This window comes from Psychrobacter sp. NPDC064578, from assembly GCF_044901245.1.
GTDB classification, from domain to species: domain Bacteria; phylum Pseudomonadota; class Gammaproteobacteria; order Pseudomonadales; family Moraxellaceae; genus Psychrobacter; species Psychrobacter cibarius_C.
This window is the reverse complement of record NZ_JBJDPI010000004.1, coordinates 108,625-128,155: the sequence shown is the minus strand read 5'-3', so window position 1 is coordinate 128,155 and position 19,531 is coordinate 108,625. Positions and strand designations below refer to the sequence as shown.

Annotated in this window: 15 protein-coding genes and 1 riboswitch; of the genes, 9 read left to right on the top strand and 6 right to left on the bottom strand. The window is 43.7% G+C overall.

Annotation, left to right across the window (positions count from 1 at the left end; all coding sequences use genetic code 11):
• The first annotated feature begins 16 nt into the window (after window positions 1-16).
• Together ACI2JM_RS05865 and ACI2JM_RS05860 are read left to right on the top strand one after the other, a co-directional pair.
• The gene (locus tag ACI2JM_RS05865) at window positions 17-460 is read left to right on the top strand and encodes a cell envelope integrity protein TolA (RefSeq protein WP_404642811.1); all 444 of its coding nucleotides are present in this window, start codon (window positions 17-19) and stop codon (window positions 458-460) included.
• Window positions 461-551: 91 nt separating this feature from the next.
• Window positions 552-1,853, top strand: coding sequence for a PD40 domain-containing protein (locus ACI2JM_RS05860; RefSeq protein WP_109591351.1), 1,302 nt, complete (start codon window positions 552-554; stop codon window positions 1,851-1,853).
• Window positions 1,854-1,996: 143 nt separating this feature from the next.
• Here the strand turns inward: ACI2JM_RS05860 and ACI2JM_RS05855 are convergent, their stop codons facing one another.
• The 3 genes from ACI2JM_RS05855 to ACI2JM_RS05845 all read right to left on the bottom strand — a co-directional run bounded on the left by ACI2JM_RS05855 (window position 1,997) and on the right by ACI2JM_RS05845 (window position 5,970).
• Window positions 1,997-2,629 carry a c-type cytochrome gene (locus tag ACI2JM_RS05855; RefSeq protein ID WP_404642808.1) on the bottom strand — a complete coding sequence of 211 codons (633 nt, stop codon included), beginning with the start codon at window positions 2,627-2,629 and terminating at the stop codon, window positions 1,997-1,999.
• A gap of 104 nt (window positions 2,630-2,733) precedes the next feature.
• Window positions 2,734-4,335, bottom strand: coding sequence for a flavin monoamine oxidase family protein (locus ACI2JM_RS05850; RefSeq protein WP_045452247.1), 1,602 nt, complete (start codon window positions 4,333-4,335; stop codon window positions 2,734-2,736).
• A gap of 165 nt (window positions 4,336-4,500) precedes the next feature.
• Window positions 4,501-5,970, bottom strand: a complete 1,470-nt coding sequence (locus tag ACI2JM_RS05845; protein WP_404642806.1) for a c-type cytochrome — start codon at window positions 5,968-5,970, stop codon at window positions 4,501-4,503.
• Window positions 5,971-6,623: 653 nt separating this feature from the next.
• Between ACI2JM_RS05845 and ACI2JM_RS05840 the strand changes: the two genes are divergently transcribed.
• Entirely contained in the window at window positions 6,624-6,809 is a 186-nt protein-coding gene (locus ACI2JM_RS05840) for a hypothetical protein (RefSeq protein ID WP_109591355.1), read from the top strand.
• 110 nt (window positions 6,810-6,919) lie between these two features.
• Here the strand turns inward: ACI2JM_RS05840 and ACI2JM_RS05835 are convergent, their stop codons facing one another.
• The 3 genes from ACI2JM_RS05835 to ACI2JM_RS05825 all read right to left on the bottom strand — a co-directional run bounded on the left by ACI2JM_RS05835 (window position 6,920) and on the right by ACI2JM_RS05825 (window position 9,934).
• Entirely contained in the window at window positions 6,920-7,522 is a 603-nt protein-coding gene (locus ACI2JM_RS05835; RefSeq protein ID WP_404642804.1) for a flavodoxin family protein, read from the bottom strand.
• A gap of 86 nt (window positions 7,523-7,608) precedes the next feature.
• Window positions 7,609-8,574, bottom strand: a complete 966-nt coding sequence (locus tag ACI2JM_RS05830; protein ID WP_404642802.1) for a polyphenol oxidase family protein — start codon at window positions 8,572-8,574, stop codon at window positions 7,609-7,611.
• Between the two features lie 106 nt (window positions 8,575-8,680).
• Window positions 8,681-9,934 carry an RluA family pseudouridine synthase gene (locus ACI2JM_RS05825; protein WP_404642800.1) on the bottom strand — a complete coding sequence of 418 codons (1,254 nt, stop codon included), beginning with the start codon at window positions 9,932-9,934 and terminating at the stop codon, window positions 8,681-8,683.
• Between the two features lie 781 nt (window positions 9,935-10,715).
• Here ACI2JM_RS05825 and ACI2JM_RS05820 point away from each other — a divergent pair.
• The 6 genes from ACI2JM_RS05820 to ACI2JM_RS05795 all read left to right on the top strand — a co-directional run bounded on the left by ACI2JM_RS05820 (window position 10,716) and on the right by ACI2JM_RS05795 (window position 19,002).
• Window positions 10,716-11,918 (top strand): outer membrane protein assembly factor BamD, encoded by a 1,203-nt coding sequence (locus ACI2JM_RS05820; RefSeq protein ID WP_404642798.1) that lies wholly within the window; start codon window positions 10,716-10,718, stop codon window positions 11,916-11,918.
• A 208-nt stretch (window positions 11,919-12,126) separates the two neighbouring features.
• Window positions 12,127-14,289, top strand: coding sequence for a DNA primase (locus tag ACI2JM_RS05815; RefSeq protein WP_404642796.1), 2,163 nt, complete (start codon window positions 12,127-12,129; stop codon window positions 14,287-14,289).
• Window positions 14,290-14,821: 532 nt separating this feature from the next.
• Window positions 14,822-16,738: an RNA polymerase sigma factor RpoD gene (rpoD, locus tag ACI2JM_RS05810; RefSeq protein ID WP_045452235.1), complete on the top strand. Its 1,917-nt coding sequence runs from the start codon at window positions 14,822-14,824 to the stop codon at window positions 16,736-16,738.
• A 178-nt stretch (window positions 16,739-16,916) separates the two neighbouring features.
• Window positions 16,917-17,123, top strand: coding sequence for a ParD-like family protein (locus ACI2JM_RS05805; RefSeq protein WP_060490914.1), 207 nt, complete (start codon window positions 16,917-16,919; stop codon window positions 17,121-17,123).
• Window positions 17,116-17,889: a type I methionyl aminopeptidase gene (gene map, locus ACI2JM_RS05800; protein WP_404642794.1), complete on the top strand. Its 774-nt coding sequence runs from the start codon at window positions 17,116-17,118 to the stop codon at window positions 17,887-17,889. Before ACI2JM_RS05805 ends, map begins: the two co-directional genes overlap by 8 nt.
• 186 nt (window positions 17,890-18,075) lie before the next feature.
• Entirely contained in the window at window positions 18,076-19,002 is a 927-nt protein-coding gene (locus tag ACI2JM_RS05795; protein WP_087815182.1) for a bestrophin family protein, read from the top strand.
• 363 nt (window positions 19,003-19,365) lie between these two features.
• Window positions 19,366-19,484, top strand: a riboswitch (TPP riboswitch).
• Window positions 19,485-19,531 lie beyond the last annotated feature (47 nt).

Genomic DNA, 19,531 nt, shown 5'->3' with positions numbered 1-19,531 from the left:
CTTAAGGTTCTGGTTTATGAGTTTAAGCAAGTGTCATATATTACGTAATACCTCAACTTTGCTGCTATTGCTATCTTTCTCTCTACTATCTAGCTACTCTGTCGCTGGCACATTACCAGAAAGCCATAATGTCAAAAATGAGTTTATGGATCAAAAAGCCTTGTTTGCCGCTATTACTACTAGAAAAAATGATTTAAGTAATGAGAGTCATGTAACAACAGCTATATTAGAAAAAATTAAACGTAATATTACTCTACCCACTGCTACCCCAGAATCAACAACTACTTTATACTTTAAGTTGGATGAAAAAGGTAATGTGTTATCTGTTAAGGCTCAAGGTGCAAATCCTGCTGTAAATCAGGCAGTGGAAAAAGCTGCTCTATCTGCTAGTCCATTACCCATTGGCTTAAATAAACCTGAAAACTTTAAAGACTTGATAATTAAAATTAACGTTCAATAAAAAATACCTAACGTTGTACAGTTAATCTCACTATAAATAATAATTAAGCCTGTATGATGAACCAATTATTTCTATTTTAGGATATTACTTCATGAAGCTATCTACACATTCTATCCTTCGTGCCACTTCAAGCCTGTTGTTAATCACTCCCTTGTTATCAGTGCCTGCTTATGCTGCTGAATCAATGGTGCTTGATATGACTGTTACCGCGCCAAGACAACAAAACCAAGTCGCGTTTGTACCCTTTGCTGGTGATTCTGTATTATCGCCGATTATTCTAAATGATTTAAGCAAAACAGAGCTAAAAGTGACTAGCAAAGATCTACCACAGCAGCCGCGCAGTAGCAGCGAGCTGGCAGGCACATTGCCAGTATGGCAAAGCATGGGGATTCCTTATCTAGTGGTCGGCAGCACCCGCAGCAATCGCGGTAAAATAGTAACCGATTACGAAGTAATTGACGTTAAATCTGGTAGAGTAATCGAAGGCAAACAAAGCTTAACGGCTGACAATAATAAAGAAAGCATGCGCTATGCTGGTCACGTCATCGCTGATAAAGTATATGAGCTAATTACTGGTACGCCAGGTGACTTTTCAGGGCGTATTGCTTATATTGAAGAGACTGGTACTGGTAAAGAAAAAGTCTCACGTTTAAAAGTAATGGATGCCGATGGCGAAAATGCCAAAACCATTACTGAAGTAACCGGTTCTATCTTTTCACCAACATGGTCGCCAGATGGCAATCGCATTGCTTATTCCGTACAACGTGATAAATCTTATCCCGTTATTTATGTACAAAGTGTGAGCGGTGGCGGTGCAACTCCGTTAACCCCCTTCCCTGGCAGCAATCTCAGTCCATCATTCTCTCCTGATGGCAGCAAGATATTATTCTCTAGCAGCTTTGAAGGCAGTGCCGATATTTATGAGATGAGTGCCAGTGGTGGTCAACCTAGAAGACTTATCAATTGGCCAAGTAGCGAAGTGCAACCAAGTTATGCGCCTGATGGCAAATCCTTTGTTTTTGTATCAGACAAAACTGGATTTAACAAACCACAGATTTATCGTTATGAGTTTGGTTCAGGACGTACGACTAAGGTATCAAGTAGCGGTTATGCCACTAGCCCGCAATTTAGTAACGATGGCTCACAAATTGCCTTTTTAAGTGGTCGCTCAGCAGCGATCATGAATAGCGGCGGCGCTGTCACTACTAACTTGGGCAATACGGGTATCGATGAAGCGCCAAGCTTTTCGCCTAATGGTAAGCGTGTCGTTTACGCCTCAAAGCAAGGTGGCAAAGGCGTATTAACCATCAAATCATTGAATGGTGGTGAGTCGTTTGGTAAGTCTGGTCAAGGCACTATTCGCTCACCAGTCTGGTCATCTAGTCCTAAATAAATCCTCTTTCTTAATTCATAAAGTCTTGCTCATAAAAAAGCGCCTAATAAATAATTAGGCGCTTTTTTATATTGCGAAGCACGGTTAAATCATTTTGCGACTAGCATGTATTGGACAATTATCGATCAAAAGAGCAAACACCATTAATCATCACTCGGATCACCCTCTGATGGATTGGGATGCCGCAGTTTTGCCACATCTTCAGCAGTCACGGTATCGGTAAAACCATTTAGGTCACTGACCACATATTGAGTAACCGCCGCCATCTGCGCATCGTTCATCATGTTATGGAATGAGGGCATGCCACGAAAGCCATTAATCAAGATATCGATGATGTAATACTTTGATTGCATCTTACTGTTATTCGCCAGTGGCGGATAATAGCCTGCACCGTAAGCACCCTCGCCTTTGTGCATGTGACAAGCCGCACAAGAGTCGTGATACAGCTTTTTGCCATCTGTCGTCACAAAGCCATTTGTGCCTTCAAACTTTGCGTCCCATTCAGTAATACTTGGGTCGTCTTCCATATTGGGCAATGAGCTGTCATCGACAATATTGATAGCAGGTGCAGTAAGCTCTTCACGGCTCATATAAACGCCGCCCCATGCACCCGTATTTCGGCTTGCTTGATAGTCATTGGTTGTTAAGGAATCCTGATCTTGTACACTGGAAACCGTCACTTCATCATCTGACTGTTGACTACAGCCCAACAGTGCTGTACTGCTGATCCCACTCAGAAGCACCACCGTCAGCAGTTTGAGTGTCATGTTTTTCATGACTTTTTTCTTCAAGATTGCTTTCTCCACGATTGCCTTCTTCACAATTGCATTGTCCATGATAGCCTCTGAATCTTATTGTTATTTATATAACCCAAGCGTTATTAAACCAGCATTTTTGCTTTTTTATGTAGGCGCTTTGCGGCATCCATACCAGATAAAATAGCGCCTTCTTGCCATGCCGGAATGTGTGAGCAATGCTCGCCCGCCAGCACAATACGATTATCAATACTGCACAAGGTATCGTAATGCTGACGACGGGTCGACTCATTCCAAATACCGTAACAGCCGAGCGTCCATGGGATGCGGTGCCAGACAACTGATGTCCCTGCGCGGAATTCTTTTGGATACTGAGGATGGATATATTTACCATAAGCAAGGGCAACATTAATACGTTCTTGCGGCGTTAAGGTATTAAACTTATAAGACGTCGGACCATAACCATACGCACCGAGTAGCACGCCCGTACCATCTTTAAACATATTTTGTGAAGGATAAGCAATTTGCGCAATGGGCATGTCGGTATAAGTCAGACCACCAAATATCCATTCATCCTCTTCCCAAAAGCGGCGGTTGAACTCTAAGCCGACTTTATAAGAGGTTTCATAAGGCACGGCGGCCATCGCCTGCTTCATTGGTTTTGAGACATTGATATCCATCTGCGTCAATACAGTTAATGGAATATTGCACACACACCAATCTGCACGAATGGTCTTGGTGGCACCATCTGGGCTGTTGCTGTCGACATAATCGACAGTGACGCCACTGTCATCTTGATGAATTTTAGTGACCTTTGCATTAAACTCAATCATATCGCGGCATTCACGGGTGAAAGCATCACCAATTTTCCCCATACCACCTACGGGCTGAAACATAGTCGGTTGATGACCATAAGTCATATGGTTGCCATAAATATCTGCCCACATACCTGAATCTAGTATCTCACTGATCGGCAAAGGTTTTGATGGCGTCGCATCAGGCATCAAGCCACCACCCGGAAACACACTAAAGCCGCGATGTTTACTGGTTTCATTACTGGCGCGATAACGATAATCTTTATCCAGCACCCCCCAGCCTTTTAAGCCTTCTAATAGCTTTTCTTTGTCCTCAGTATTGACCGAGCGATCAAGACCACCGACGTTAACTGATTTCGATAGCAGCTCGGCGACATGACCTTGGATGTCGTTTTTTACATCACCCAAACGCTGCGGCACGCCGTCGAAATGAGTACTGCGATGCAAATAAGCACGATCATTGGTTTGAATAAAGGGCTGCATTTCAACGCCAAACTGTTTGCAATAATGGAAGACGGCATAATGATGGCTTGGCAGACGCCACGGTCCACCATTAAAGTAATTGCCCTCTTCAAAATCACAAGTGACTTCTTCGCCGCCAAGCTCGGTATATTTGTCCCCACTGTTCAATGTCCAGCTACGACCGCCGCCACGATTTTGATATTCAAGTACTTTGACATCGTAGCCTGCTTTACGTAACTCATAAGCCGCGGTCAGCCCGCCAAGACCCGCACCAAGAATGACGATACTAGCGCCCGGAGGTGCACCTTTAAGATCCATGGTCTCTTTAAAACTCGACTCTGACGCAAATCCTAATGTCGTCATCGCCTGATACATCGCTGTTGCGCCTGCGGTTTTACCAATCATCGAGAGCAGTTGGCGCCGCGTTGGTGATTGAAGCATGTCTTTCATAATAATGTCCTTAAAGTAGACGTTCCTGCAAGACGGTAGGCATATATATTATTAATCAGCTCGACTTAGTTCTACGTCTGTTTTTCGAGCTGTTGTGCCTTACCATGTTGCCTGTAGATCTTGTCCTATAATAAATATGTAAATCGTCTTTATAGAATCAATGAATTAACGACGGCGCCTAGACCGCAAGATGGCTCGTATAATAAACACAATGATAATAATAGCCACGATGATACCGATTACTGCCAGTAAGCGCGCATATTTGATTAAGAAGGGCTTGTCAGTACCTGTCGTTGCGATACGGTCAACATCACTAGCACTCACCTCACTACTGTTGAGACCACCAAAATTCACACGCACATAATTGGTAATACCAGCGATTTGCTCGCTATTTAGCTCATCTGAGAACCCTGGCATGATAGGTGATGTGTTAGTCGCGCCTTCTACCCCATGAAGGATCATATTGACCAGCGCATCAGGTTTCTCACGGCGAATACTGCTGAGTCCAACGATAGGAGCGTAACGCGCATCAGGCTGACCATAACCGTCAACGCCGTGACAGCTACCACAGGCTGCCAAATATAGCGATTCTGGTGAATTGCTGCCATTACTCACCTGTGCTTTGGCTTGGGCTAAATAATCTTTTTGCGCCAGTAAATCGTGAGTGATAGATTCGCTAATGGGTGTTGGTAAACGCGAGACATCAACGGCTGCGACCTTATCATCTGTTTGGATAGCAGGCACCGCTTTTAGATAAGCAGCAATGGCATTCAAATCTTCATTTTTTAAGTAGCGCGTACTATGTGCAACCGCCTCACCCATAGGACCACCTGCATAGGCACGCTGGTCAAGCTCACCAGTACGCAGATAAGTGACGATATCTTGTTCACTCCAACTACCGATACCGCTCGACTCGTCAGGCGTGATATTTGGTGCATGCCAATGACCAAGCTGAGCACCTGATAGATACATTTTTTTATCGAAACCCATGGTGCTATTACGCGGGGTATGGCAAGTGCCGCAGTGCTCTAAGTTATTGACAATATATTCACCACGTTGCTGCGTCTCGGTGAGACCATCACGGTTTTCAGTAGACGGGACATTAAGAAAATTCCAGCCAATCATTAAGCTGCGAATGTTAAAGGGAAATGGCAGGTCAGTTTTATATTTCGGTGCTTCATCGATAGCAGGTACGGTTTGCAGATAAGCAAACAACGCACTGATATCTTCTTCTTTCATGCCACTATAAGAAGGATATGGCATGGCAGGGTAAAGCATATGGCTTGGCGTACGACCTTTTTGCAACGCGTTCTTTAGGTCCGTTTCGGTATAATCGCCGATACCATAACGTTTAGATGGGGTGATATTGGTTGAATAGATGTCTCCCATCGGCGTTTCGATCGCTGTACCGCCAGTATAATCTTCGCCATGACATGCCATGCAATCGGCTGCACGGGCAATGTAAGCACCGCGATTGACAAACTCGCTGTTGGCTGGACTAATATTAGGTAAACTGGCATTAGGCAGGCTAGCATTCGCTAGGCTGGTATTGACGACGCTTGCGCCTTTAGCCATCGCAGCGCTGGAGGTCATACCAATGACGAGCATCGATAACATCACAGAAAGTGGCTTCATAATATCCTCATATAGCTGGCACCTAGGGTGTTGTAATTATTATTAGGATGAATGATTGAGATGAAACATTTAGTATTGAGCAAGCCTTAATGAGTGACGACTTGTTATACTCAATTGATAGTCCATTAAATGAAGTAGCAAATCATCCAGTAAATGCTTAATAAAATAGCGTGACAAAAGTAATTTCATAAGCGTAGTTACTAAGCATAGTTACTAAATGATGTCTACTCGCTCTACTAATGTAAGACTATTTCGCTACTATTACTTAGTGAGTAACGTATTGGTCTCAAATTTTTACAAAACGTAAAGAACCGCGTTATCATTATCAGTTTTTGATAAAGTAATATATTTTTTTATATTATAATAATAAGATATTTGAATAATATCATTAAAATCAGCAACTAAAGCCCTATTTTTTGGGTGCATATCTTCTATGAAAAACCTATCATTGTAGATAATTGTCACAAATTTACTTCATTTTTTGTCATCATCGATTTTAGTTGTACATAATAGATACATAGACTTAAGTTAGCACTCGCTTTTTTTACCAGTCATATTTTTATAATGCTACGAAACAAGCTATTGCACCGCACCATATTTTGTTTATGATAGGCGCTATTTCCACGTTGCCGATCGCCGCCTGAGACACCACTATGAAGTTACCGATTCTTGCTTATATACTGACATCAGCCCTGCTACTGACAGGCTGCCAATCATTTCAATTTGTCGACAGCCCTATCCCTGTGAATACCACCCCTACCAATAGTATCTTGGTCAAAAATACGCCTGCCACTACTGTGCAGGTTCAAAATAATACCAGTACAAAAAATCAAAAATAGTGCCATCACACTCATAAAATAAGAAAAAAAAAGGCAGATATCGGTTTGATATCTGCCTTTAATGTTTAATAAATTATAAATTACCTTGAATGACTCAATAGCCATTCATTTCAAGGGCGCGCCGCTGGCTGATGCTTGATAATTGTCTTGGCCAAATGATCGCCAAACCAAATAGCCGTATCAATATCTCCCTGTCCTGGCGTTTCCTCAGGGGGACCATCAAGCGACTGGGTCATCAAGCCCAAAAAGCTAGATAAACGGTTTAAATCATGAGCCTCATGACCTGTCGGCATCAGCGGTAATCCAATCCAGTTCATGCCATGCTGCATCGCATATAAAGAAATCTGCTGCAATACCGCCAGCTTATCACCGCTCAGCCCACCAGAGTTGGCAAAAGCGGCTGCCCACTTACCTTCCCATTTACGATGATACCAGCGCTTTGAGGTTTCATCCATAAAAGTCTTAAATTCAGCAGTGACACTACCCATATATACGGCACTACCGAAAACCAGCAAATCCGCCTGATCCAAATAATCCCAGTCAACCTTGTGGACATCAACAGTTTTTGCCTGTGCTGCTGGCAATTGCTGGCGCGCCCCTTCGACGATCGCTTCAGCGACGCGCTTGGTATGACCGTAGTTGCTATGATAAATAACGGCAATAGATACAGTCGGTATGCTATCAGTAGTGGACGATTTGTCAGGTGTATTCATACAAACTCTAATAATGGCTATAAATGGTTAAATAAAAACAATATAAGTTCAACAGTTAATCGCACGCAACAGCAAATAGCGTAATCCTACGCAGCGCCACGTACAATGACCAGCGCCATTCGACCTGTAGCAGGCTGCTGCAGATGCGTTTGACGCCGATAAGAATAATAGTGGTCATCAGTATAACTACAGCTGCTAGATAATGTGTCATCTACTATAACGCCGGCCGCACTAAGCTGATCCGCTGCCAACTTTGGTAAGTTTAGCTTGATTTTTCTCGTGTCAACTGTGTTACAGCTTGACAGCTTATCAACCGTATCCTGTACATGTTGAGTATTGCTATCGCCTTCAATAGTAACCACAGAATCTATGACATATAACGAATCAAAATGTTCAATACTGGCTGTGTTCAATAACTTATTTTCTGTGCAACCTTTCAATAATTGATTGCGAACCTGAGCGCCAACTTCATAGCTGTCTTGACTGATACAAACACCAATCCAAGCTTTGATTTGTCCCGATTGCGTAAAACATTGCACAGTCGCTTGAATAACCCCGCAAGCCAGACCTTGCCAACCCGCGTGAATCGCTGCTATTTGACCACTAGCTGGCTGATATAAAACTATCGGCACGCAGTCAGCCGTCATTATCGCAAGCCCAAGCCCTTGTTGCCGACTGACCATCGCGTCAGCAGACATTGGCGTCATACCTAGCGCTGTGCCATCAATATCATGAATTTGCTTACCGTGAACTTGGTTAACCCAGTGTAAGCGTTTGATGGGTACCTGTTGGCAGGCAGTCAACGATAAGGGTGCAAGCTGCTCATTGATGGCAGATAATAAACGCATGCGATTGCTCAGTACTTTTGCAGCATCGTCATTGACATGCAAACCTAAATTTAGCTCACCGTAATTCACTTGACGTTGCTGTCGTACCAGCTGTTCTGTGGGCTGGTCTTGTGAGTCAACATCATCGCTTGAAAAGGCAGCCGTTTGAAAAACAGCCACATCATCAATCTGTGCAAGCAATGTCATAGGAAACTGATGAGTCATGGCTGATTTACCGTCTTAATGAGTCATTTTTATGTCACGGATCGCTATTTACTACTATGCTCTGTTTTTTACAAGCGACTTTACGCTCTCGCCTACAAGGAGCGGTCTACTCGTCATCATAGCCATCACTTAGCACAGCCATTAACTGCTGCATATCTTCAGGTAGTGGTGTGGTGACTTCAATATCTTCACCAGTCGTTGGATGCACGAAACCCAGTGTATAGGCATGCAAGGCTTGACGTGGAAAATTATTAATCGCTTGACGTTGTGCTTCTGTCAGTCCTGCCCGCAATTGACGACGACCACCATAGACACGATCACCCACTATCGGATAAGTAACATGACTTAAATGCACACGAATTTGGTGAGTGCGTCCCGTTTCAAGACCTACATCCAACAGGCAATAATTGCCATTAAGCGCGGTCACATTCAGTAAATGAGTCACAGCTTCGCGTCCTGCCGTCATTACCGTCATTTTAGTACGCTGATTACGGTGACGACCGATTGGCGCGTCAATACGGCGATGGCGCGATAGACTCGCTGCATCCCCTGCTACCACACATTGATAATGACGATAGACCGACTTGTCCTTTAGTTGCTCCATTAGCGCAAGCTGTGCTGGCTTGGTTTTACCAATCAACAATAGCCCTGAGGTATCTTTATCAATACGGTGCACCAGACCTGCACGCGGCAGATGGTGCTGCTGCGGATAATGATACAGCAGTGCATTGACCAAGGTGCCGGTTTGATTGCCTGCGCCAGGATGCACTACCATGCCAACAGGTTTATTGATGACCAATACGTCATCATCTTCATAGACCACATCGATGTCTATATTTTCTGGTTGATCTTCACTATGCTGCTCTAATGTGGTCGTTAACTGCAGCACATCACCCGCTCTGACACGAATTTTCGGTTTTTGCACACCACCGTTATACAGCAGGCTGCCATCACTGATCCAACCTTGTAATTGAACACGTGAAAAATCGGTAAATATTTTTGAAGCCAATTTATCAATACGTAAACCAGCTTCGTCTTCTATAACCGTATGCGTCATATTAATAATTACTGGCACCACTTGACCGGCGGCTGACGCTTCATCATCGTCGCTATCATCAATGTCGTCAACATCTTCATCGCTGCTATCTATTATATCGTCGTCAAGCTCATCACTGTCTTTTAGCATAGCTTCTTCTGACACAGCGTCTTCTAAAACATGATCGCCATGGCTTTGCTCATCAAGCATCGACTGATTATCGTCAGGTAATTCACTATTATTTAAAACGTCATTTGGCATCGGTGACTCTTGTGCTGATGAATCAGTCTGTCTTGATTGATTCGGTGGTAAATGGGTAGTCATAGCATTATTATTCATAGCAGATTTATATATAGCAAAGCGCCTGACATGGTTTTGAAAGGTAGCTTTTGAGAAAATTTTTAATAAAGTGTTAAGCGTAACGCTATAAAAAACAAAAGGCCATTCGCTATCAATCACTTATCATAAAAACGATCGTCGTCGAAAAAAGCGGAGGCAATACCGTGCTAGTGTATCACGCCAAGCGCCTAAGCCCTATAGAAGCTGTGTGTTATCTGTCATTTTTTGATTATCCTGCAGCGAGCGTTAGCGCCGTACTTAACTCTCTAAAATATGACATTGCTGTAATTTACTGTATATTTGTCAGTGTCAGCGACATTCGATATCGCTCGTGACAGCAGCTCATGTTAAAATGCCAAACTGACATGCGCTGGTGTACAGCTCATTGCGAGCAGCAGCATATCGTATATGCGTTGCAGTAGACTAATAACTGTACGATACTGACTCAAATTCGATGAGCACGATTGGATTAAGTACAATATAGATGGCGAAAAAATAGACGAAGCAAACGTTATTCTATAAAGTATAGCCATATTTTGCTGTATGCTATGCCACTGTATGCTTATCGAATTTTTATTAAAAGCATTTGGTTTGATATAAACCCTATGCCATCAAGCGTTTTTTAATAACGATAACTGGTATGTCCGATGATTGACATAGTAGATGACAGACCACTATTGATGCCTACGCATCGTTTTTTATCATTAACCTAATATCTAGTATGATAGCGTCGCTGCTATTATACGTCTTGTGTCGGAGAAAAAGTATGCAAGCTGTTGGCAATACGTTTATCAAACTGTCCTCAATAACCCTACTTGCGCTAAGCGTAAATTTAGTGGGCTGTCAGACTTTCAAAAATCTGACTGGCGGTAAAGACGTCGATGCGGTAGAAACTGCCGAAAAATCAGAGCAGAACTATTATAACGACGCCATTACCCAGATTGATAAAGGCCGCTATACACAAGCCATCGAAGATTTGACCAATCTGCGCACTTTTTATCCTACTGGACAGTACGCTGAGCAAGCATTACTCGACATGATGTACGCACAATATGCCAGTGGTAAGTATGAAATGGCAGCTGCCAGCGCTGAGCAATTTATTAACCTATATCCTTCTAATCCGCAAGTCAGCTATGCTTACTACGTACGCGGCGTCGCCAATATGCAAGGCTCATCAGAAGGTCTAAAACTGTTTAAGCTCAATCAAGCTGAGCGTGATACCGCCTATTTACGTATTGCCTTCGCTAACTTTCAAGAGCTTATTAATAAGTACCCTAACAGCCCTTACGCGCCAGATGCCGCTCAGCGTATGACTTTCATTTACAATCAGTTTGCTGAAAGTGAGATGAGTGCCGCCAACTGGTATATCGAGCGCGAAGCTTATGTCGCTGCTGTTAACCGTGCCAAATGGGTGTTTCAATACTATCCACTTAGTGAATCCATCCCTGACGCAATCGCGGTCTTAGCTTATAGCTATGATAAATTGGGTATGTCTGATTTGGCAGCAGAATACAAAACTCTATTACAGATTAATTATCCCAATATGTTAAGTGCTGATGGACGCGTTAAACTCGACACCAAACGTGAGCGTTCTTTCATCAACAAATTGACTTTTGGACAGTTAAGTCGTTTTAACAAAGATACTTCATCAGTTGCGACAGGCGACTATAACGGCGCGACCAAAACTCAGGTTATTCGTAACGCCAGTCAATTGAGGCTGCCAAGCGATAATGCAACAGCAGCCAGTGCAGCGCAAGGTACTTCACCTGTGCGCGCCAATACTGGCATCAATGTCGGCTTAGGTCTGCCTGAAGCTTCCGCTGAGCGCATTACTAGCCAATCGAGCACTGGCTCTACGGCAAGAGAAGCCAATGTCGATCCGCAAAACACCAATCCTGTACGCCGTACGACATTGCCTGTTCAAGGGATTGATATCATGCCAGCAGATGTCGATATGAATGATGAATAAATGCGCTAGATTTGAGGTAATGTCTCTTCTTTAATTAAGAGAACGTCTCTTGTTTTTAGTACATCAACGCACATCATGAAAAAAATAAGGTCAACGACAGAGTTGGCCTTATTTTTTCTGTTTCTGTTTCATTATCTATGCCCAATATTGTTTGTGCCCGATATTGCCTATGCTTAAGATAATACACCTATGGTAAACTGTTTTTTGCATGAGTATTCCAAATCACATTCTCGACCAATTAAATAGCCAAGCTGACTTAATCAGCATCATTGGGCGTCATACGACGCTTAAACGTGCTGGTAGTGAGTTTAAAGGCTGCTGTCCATTTCATGGCGAAAAATCGCCCTCTTTTTATGTCAATCCACAAAAAAACATCTATCACTGCTTTGGCTGTAGCGTCGGCGGTAATGCCATCAGTTTTTTACGCGATTATGAAAATTTAACGTTCATTGAAGCGGTCAATGAGCTATCAAAGCAGACGGGCATCGAAGTCCCAAAAGAAGAGCAACAAAACGTCAGCTACCAGCGCCGTGCACCAAAACCGATTGCACCACCGTCAATACCTAGTCCGACTATCGACGCTAAAAGTCCTGCTCAAACAATTGATGTACCTTCTATTAACGCTACTTCGGCTATTCAGCAACAAAACCAGTACGGCGATACCGATCAACCCGTTTATCACGATAGTAGCAACGGCTACGATGAGTATCCACCGCTAGATGCTTACGACTCAGCGTCTTATCCAGAAGATTCTTATGGCACAGACTACCAAGATGATAATAGCTATCCACCAGCATGGTTGACAGGTGGCGATACTGACGCTGCGGCATTGTACGATGATCATAGCGTTTCCGATAAAGACGGTAATCTGTATGAGCTGTTAGAGCAAATCCAGCAGTTTTATCAGCACAATCTCACCCTTCATCCACATGCCAAACATTACTTTTTATCACGCGGTATCACTGAAGATATCTTTGAAACGTTTGGGTTGGGCTATGCGCCATTTGGTTGGCAGCATCTTGAGCATCAGTTTCCGCAGGATATTGAAGGGCTCAAAGCGTTAGGCTTAGTGCGCCAGTCCGAGTCTGGACGTGATTATGATCTACTGCGCGATCGTGTAATATTCCCGATTCGAGACAATCAAGGCCGTACGATTGGCTTCGGTGGTCGTGCACTAGACGACGAAGTAAAGCCTAAATACATCAACTCGTCCGACTCGCCTGTTTTTCATAAGCAGCATGTACTATACGGCTACTATGAGTCTCGCCAGCAACGTGCCAACGACTGGCTAGTGGTCGAAGGCTATATGGATGTCATTGCCCTTTACCAAGCGGGTATCTATGGTGCAGTTGCCTCTATGGGCACGGCGATCAACGAGAGTCAAATATCACGATTACTAACGCTGAACCCTACCCTAACCTTGAGCTTTGATGGCGATAACGCGGGACAAAAAGCAGCTTGGCGTACCCTTGAAGTGGCTTTGCCAGTACTTGCCGATGACAAAGAGTTGCGGTTTTTGACCCTACCAAATAATCATGATCCTGATACGTTTATTAAGAGTCAGGGCGGCGATGCCATGCGTGAGCAAATCGCGAATGCCATGCCATTGTCACAGTATATTTTTGCCTATTTAAGCGAGCGTTACGATTTAACCTTGGCAGAAGGCAAAGCCAAGCTCATGTCACAAGTACGTGCCTTGACCACTGCATTACCTAAAGGCAGTAGCTTTCGCTATTTGCTGAACAATGACGTCTATCAAAAACTGGGTGGTAAACGTAGTCAAAATATCGAAGCCAAAGATGCGCTGCTAGATTTTGATGGTGACATGACCATCAGTCAGCAATTGCAACTTTGTTTTTTATTTCAGCCACGTGCCTTAATTGAAGACCCTATTGAAGCGATTTGGCAGCAGGCAGGTATTAATGATTTACAGCTGCCAGCACATATCAAGCAAAAAGCCGCGCCTGACATCTTGCGTCCGCTTGCTTGGGAAGATTTGCAAGATATCGCCTTGCTGGATATCGTTAGCACCATCAAACGCTGCCTGAATCATTTACCCAAAGATGCCAACGCTGCCGCACACTTTATATTGTCTAATGTCAAACCAATCACCCAAGAGACACTTAGCCGTAGCTGGGGCGGATTTTATAAGACATTAATTGGCAGAAATATTTTGAGCTTGGATGAGTTGATCGAAAACTTGGTGATGCAGTTGCTCAAGTTACATCTGCAAAAAAAGATGCAAGAGCTCATCAAAAATCCTGATCATATCAAGCTGGCGATTGTCCGTAAGCAGTCGCAGTTATTAAATGACTGGTTACGCGCGCAGCAAGCTGAGCAGTCAGCGCAGATGGCGACGGTGAAATCTTAACGTTTGCCATTATTTTTGCTAAAAAATCTCTAACCCTTTAAAAGTATAGCGGCTGCCCCCACTACTAATGATTATGCCCAATAGCATGTATTGCCATTTAATCATTTGGCTGATATAAAATAATCAGCAAAAAACGGTCGGTAGATATCACTACCTCGTGCTTGATTACGCTGGTGTGTGTTAAACTGTGTCGCTAACTATTTATAGCCCGATTTAATAGATGGCGATAAATCCGCCTCATTAAGCACAAATTTTAGATATTATTTTGAAGTATCCGTTTTTAGGTACCGTTATCTTTATATATTATTTTTTAGATAATGTTATCTTGAAGACTTTTTAGCGCGACCAATTTCTAGCAGTTTTTTAGCATTGTAATTGTAGTATTTTGAGCCTTTATTCATATCAACTCATTTTTGATATTATTGACAACCTCTACGCCATATTTTGATGAATCGATTGATTACATCAACGCACTGAACGAGCGATAGCGCGTCACAATATAAAAATGTCCGATGCAAGTAAGCGAGTATTTATGAACGATAAGTCAGTTTCTAAGTCCACATCTCAACTGGCCACCTTAATCCAAATGGGTAAAGAGCAAGGCTATCTCACCTATGCTGAGGTGAATGACCAACTGCCCGACTCTATTACCGAAAGCGATCAGATCGAAGATATTGTGCAAATGCTGACCGACGTTGGTATCAAAATCTTTGAATCTGCGCCTGATGCCGATGACATCTTGATGAACGACGATTCAAGCGATGATGACATGGCAGCGGATGAGGCAGCGGCGGTATTGGCCTCTGTTGAGACTGAGCCGGGTCGCACCACTGACCCTGTACGTATGTATATGCGTGAAATGGGTACGGTTGATCTATTAACCCGTGAAGGTGAGATTGCTATTGCCAAGCGTATCGAAGAAGGCATTCGTGACGTACAGCATGCCATGTCTTACTGGCCGGGCACCGTACAGTTCGTCCTTGATGAGTATCAAAAAGTACAAGATGGCGAAAAAAAGCTTTCTGACGTCATTACTGGCTTTTTAGATCCTGAGACCGAAGCAGACAAAATCGCTGCCCAAGAAGCAAAAGAGGCAGCAAAAGAAGAACGTGAACGCATCAAAGAAGAAAAAGAAAATCCACCTGTGATCAAAGCAAAAGCCAAAGCAGCGGCGCTTGATGATGAGGACGAGGATGAAGACGACGTTGAAGAGGAAGCTGAAGAAGAAACCAGCGGTATCGATCCTGAAGAAGTGCGCCTGCGTCTAGAAGAAATCGAACACTTATTTATTAAAGCCAAGCAAGCCTTGCTAGATTATGGCCGTGGTAGCACAGAAGCAGATACTGCTTATGCCCTACTTGCCGAACGCTTTATGATGCTAAAGTTGAACAATCGCTTGTCAGATCAAGTCATGGCTATCATGCATGATGTCTATGACGACGTGCGTAAGCAAGAGCGTCAAATCATGCGTTTGGTCATTCGCCGTGGTCGTATGCCGCGTGAAGAGTTCCGTAAGACTTTCCCTAGCAACGAAACCAACGTCGATTGGCTGATTGAGCGCATCAAAGGCAAACCTGCATTTGCTGGTACGCTAGAAAAAGTCACTGATGACGTTATTTTATTGCAACGTCGCATTCGTGACTACGAGCAACAGCTCGACATGAAAATCCACGATATGAAAGACGTGGCGCGCCGTATGGCAGTCGGTGAAGCAAAAGCTCGCCGCGCCAAAAAAGAAATGGTCGAAGCTAACCTGCGTCTGGTTATTTCTATCGCGAAGAAATATACCAACCGTGGTCTACAATTCTTGGATTTAATCCAAGAAGGTAACATCGGTCTGATGAAAGCCGTAGATAAATTTGAATATCGCCGTGGTTATAAGTTCTCGACCTATGCCACTTGGTGGATTCGTCAGGCGATTACCCGCTCTATCGCTGACCAAGCGCGTACCATTCGTATTCCTGTACATATGATCGAGACGATTAATAAAATAAACCGTGTCTCACGTCAATTGCTACAAGAAATGGGACGCGAGCCAACACCTGAGGAATTAGGTGAACGCTTAGAGATGGACGAAGTTAAAGTCCGTAAAGTACTGAAAATCGCCAAAGAGCCTATTTCGATGGAAACCCCTATCGGTGATGATGAAGACTCGCATCTCGGTGATTTCATCGAAGATGGTACCATCTCAAGCCCTGTTGATGATGCGACCGCAGCTGGTCTGCGTGAAGCGACTCGTGATGTATTGGGCAATCTGACTGAGCGTGAAGCACGCGTGCTAAAAATGCGCTTTGGTATCGACATGCCAACGGATCATACCTTGGAAGAAGTCGGCAAGCAGTTTGACGTAACACGTGAGCGTATTCGCCAGATTGAGGCAAAAGCACTGCGTAAACTGCGTCATCCGTCACGCTCTGAGCATCTGCGTTCGTTCTTAGAGAATGATTAATCATAAAGCAAACTAAGCACCAATAAAAAAACCGAGTTTATCTCGGCTTTTTTGTGTCATCGATTTGATGGCTCGAGTGCTATAACTACATATCTGCATCAAGGAATACAAGAACGAGCTTGCAATGGCACTATATGGTATATATGATTAGTATACATTTCATATACTAGGTAAAACAATGGGTATTGTTAAAATTGATGACACACTACACGAAGAGCTTCGTAAAGCCAGTGCGGTAATGGTACGTTCGATTAACGCGCAGGCAGAGTATTGGATAAAGATAGGTATGTTGGCCGAGGCCAATCCTCACGCATCTTATACCGATATCATCAGCGAGCAGTTAAAACGAGCAGATGTTAATATAGGAAATCTTATCGATGGCTAAAATCGCGCTAAAAACACCTGAAGAATTGGCCATCATGCGTGAGTCTGGACGCTTATTGGCATCGGTTTTTGCTTACCTAGATACGCACATGGTCGCTGGCATCTCCACAATGACTGTCAATGATTTAGTTGAGCGCTATATTGTGGATGTTTTACACTCACGACCTGCCAGCAAAGGTCAATACGGCTACCAATACGTGCTCAATACTTCTGTCAATCAAGTGGTTTGTCATGGTGTACCCTCAAGCAACCAAGTCCTAAAATCAGGCGACATCATCAATGTGGACATTACTTTAGAAAAAGGCGGCTTTATTGCCGACTCTAGCAAAATGTATACGATTGGCGATGTGATGCCCTTAACAAAACGCCTCGTCGATGACACTTATGAGGCCATGTGGGCAGGTATCTGTGTGGTCAAACCGGGCGCAACGCTCGGTGATGTCGGGCATGCCATTCAAAGCCATGCTGAACAGCACGGTTACTCTGTCGTTAGAGAATACTGCGGGCATGGTATCGGTCGCGAAATGCACGAACAGCCTGAAGTTTTACATTATGGTCGCGCAGGTGCAGGCTTAATTTTAGAACAAGGCATGACCTTTACTATTGAGCCAATGATTAATCAAGGCAAAGCCAAAGTAAAAATGAAAAAAGACGGCTGGACGGTGGTGACTGCAGACAAAAAGCTTTCTGCCCAATGGGAGCATACCATCGCGGTGACTGCCGATGGTTATGAAGTGCTGACGCTACGTGAAGAAGAGACCCTTTAGAGCGTGCTTACAGTTTTCCTTGCTGCTGCGTAATACAAGAGTGATTTAAGTATTTAAGTATTTAAGTATCATCTTATTATTGCCATATTGGTAACTACTGATATGATAGGTCGCGATGATTTGAGTATACGCTGATTGATACCTCTGTCATCGCTTTTTTATACATGCCATCGATAGGAAACCGACATGATTGTCCGGCAAACCCCAAACGCCCTCAAGATACTTTTTACCCTGCACGGCTCTGTCATTCCAAAAATTTATCCGCAAATTTTGCTGATCGCGCTTCTCAGCACACTTATAACAATTATTCAGCACTGGCTTCCTGACTCTTTTCCTTATTATGGTATGGCTCCTTTTACCTTGCTAGGAATCGCGTTGTCGCTATTTCTTGGATTTCGCAACAATGCCAGTTATCAACGCTGGTGGGAAGCTCGAGGGCTTTGGGGTCAGTTGGTATATGATGCGCGTAGCTTAACCCGTCAAGTGCTTTCTTTTATAGATACTGATACCGAGAATGGGCACGAGACTGGGCGAACGATGGTTTACCTGACCATTGCTTTTGCGCATGCTGTGCGCCATCGCCTGCGCGGCTCGTCACCTTGGCATGATGTCGAGCCTTTTGTCGCATCGAAACACCATGATAGTATGCGCCAAGCGCGCAACCTACCTGATTACATCATGCGCCTCATGGGTAAGCAGCTCGGCGACATTCGGCGTCAAGGACTGGTATCAGAGCAAGTCATACAGAACATGGACGAGCGCCTGACGTCTATGACCATTGTATTGGCGGCCTGCGAACGCATTCATAATACACCGCTGCCGTTTGCTTATATGCTGCTGGTCCATCGCACGACCTATCTGTATTGCATCATGTTGCCTTTTGGCTTGGTGGCCTCGCTCGGTTGGGTGACCCCACTGATTTGTGCCGTGATCGCTTATACCTTTTTTGGTTTGGATGCCCTCAGTGAAGAGCTAGAAGAGCCTTTCGGCTTAGCCGCCAACAAACTACCCCTGACTGCATTATCGCGTACTATCGAGATTAATCTGCGAGAAGCACTAGAAGAGGCAGATATTCCGCCTGAGATCACTCCTATCAATGGCTATTTACCATAGCCTCTTAGCTGAACACCTATAAATCATAAAGCAATCAATGCTAAATGAGAGTGTGTCCCATGAAAGCATTGCCTTAATTTATCAGATATTTTTTATATATCCTACCGTTGGGTAGCTAAATAATATAGGCAATAGTAGAGCTTTTATGAATAAAAAATACATTTGAAAATAGTGATTTCTTTCACCATTCTCGTGGTACTTGACTAGCTTAATAAAAGGTAAAAACTTGCCTATTTACGCTTGTAAGACAACCTTTATTCATGGTTTTTTGCACATCACTTGCTAATGATAACTGAATTCGTCTACCATAGAGCCGATTGCTTAAGTACGAGCAGTTTAAACTTTATATTTATTTCTGAAAAATAAACCTTGTCGGGGTGCTTTGATTTTGATGCTTTAACTACAATTCAAAATCATGGCTGAGAGTTACCCGCGAACCTGATGCAGTTAGCACTGACGTAGGAAACAAGCGTGACATTTTATAGCACACCTCTTAAGCATCTATTGCTAAGCAAGCCTTGCCAGTTTA

Bases quoted from the DNA above. Each gene is read 5' to 3' on its own strand.
- map (WP_404642794.1), top strand. From the start codon at position 17,116: ATGGCTAAAATCGCGCTAAAAACACCTGAAGAATTGGCCATCATGCGT.
- ACI2JM_RS05815 (WP_404642796.1), top strand. From the start codon at position 12,127: ATGAGTATTCCAAATCACATTCTCGACCAATTAAATAGCCAAGCTGAC.
- ACI2JM_RS05805 (WP_060490914.1), top strand. From the start codon at position 16,917: ATGGGTATTGTTAAAATTGATGACACACTACACGAAGAGCTTCGTAAA.
- ACI2JM_RS05865 (WP_404642811.1), top strand. From the start codon at position 17: ATGAGTTTAAGCAAGTGTCATATATTACGTAATACCTCAACTTTGCTG.
- ACI2JM_RS05830 (WP_404642802.1), bottom strand. From the start codon at position 8,574: ATGACTCATCAGTTTCCTATGACATTGCTTGCACAGATTGATGATGTG.
- ACI2JM_RS05850 (WP_045452247.1), bottom strand. From the start codon at position 4,335: ATGAAAGACATGCTTCAATCACCAACGCGGCGCCAACTGCTCTCGATG.
- ACI2JM_RS05825 (WP_404642800.1), bottom strand. From the start codon at position 9,934: ATGACTACCCATTTACCACCGAATCAATCAAGACAGACTGATTCATCA.
- ACI2JM_RS05860 (WP_109591351.1), top strand. From the start codon at position 552: ATGAAGCTATCTACACATTCTATCCTTCGTGCCACTTCAAGCCTGTTG.
- ACI2JM_RS05795 (WP_087815182.1), top strand. From the start codon at position 18,076: ATGATTGTCCGGCAAACCCCAAACGCCCTCAAGATACTTTTTACCCTG.
- ACI2JM_RS05845 (WP_404642806.1), bottom strand. From the start codon at position 5,970: ATGAAGCCACTTTCTGTGATGTTATCGATGCTCGTCATTGGTATGACC.
- ACI2JM_RS05835 (WP_404642804.1), bottom strand. From the start codon at position 7,522: ATGAATACACCTGACAAATCGTCCACTACTGATAGCATACCGACTGTA.
- ACI2JM_RS05855 (WP_404642808.1), bottom strand. From the start codon at position 2,629: ATGAAAAACATGACACTCAAACTGCTGACGGTGGTGCTTCTGAGTGGG.
- ACI2JM_RS05820 (WP_404642798.1), top strand. From the start codon at position 10,716: ATGCAAGCTGTTGGCAATACGTTTATCAAACTGTCCTCAATAACCCTA.
- ACI2JM_RS05840 (WP_109591355.1), top strand. From the start codon at position 6,624: ATGAAGTTACCGATTCTTGCTTATATACTGACATCAGCCCTGCTACTG.
- rpoD (WP_045452235.1), top strand. From the start codon at position 14,822: ATGAACGATAAGTCAGTTTCTAAGTCCACATCTCAACTGGCCACCTTA.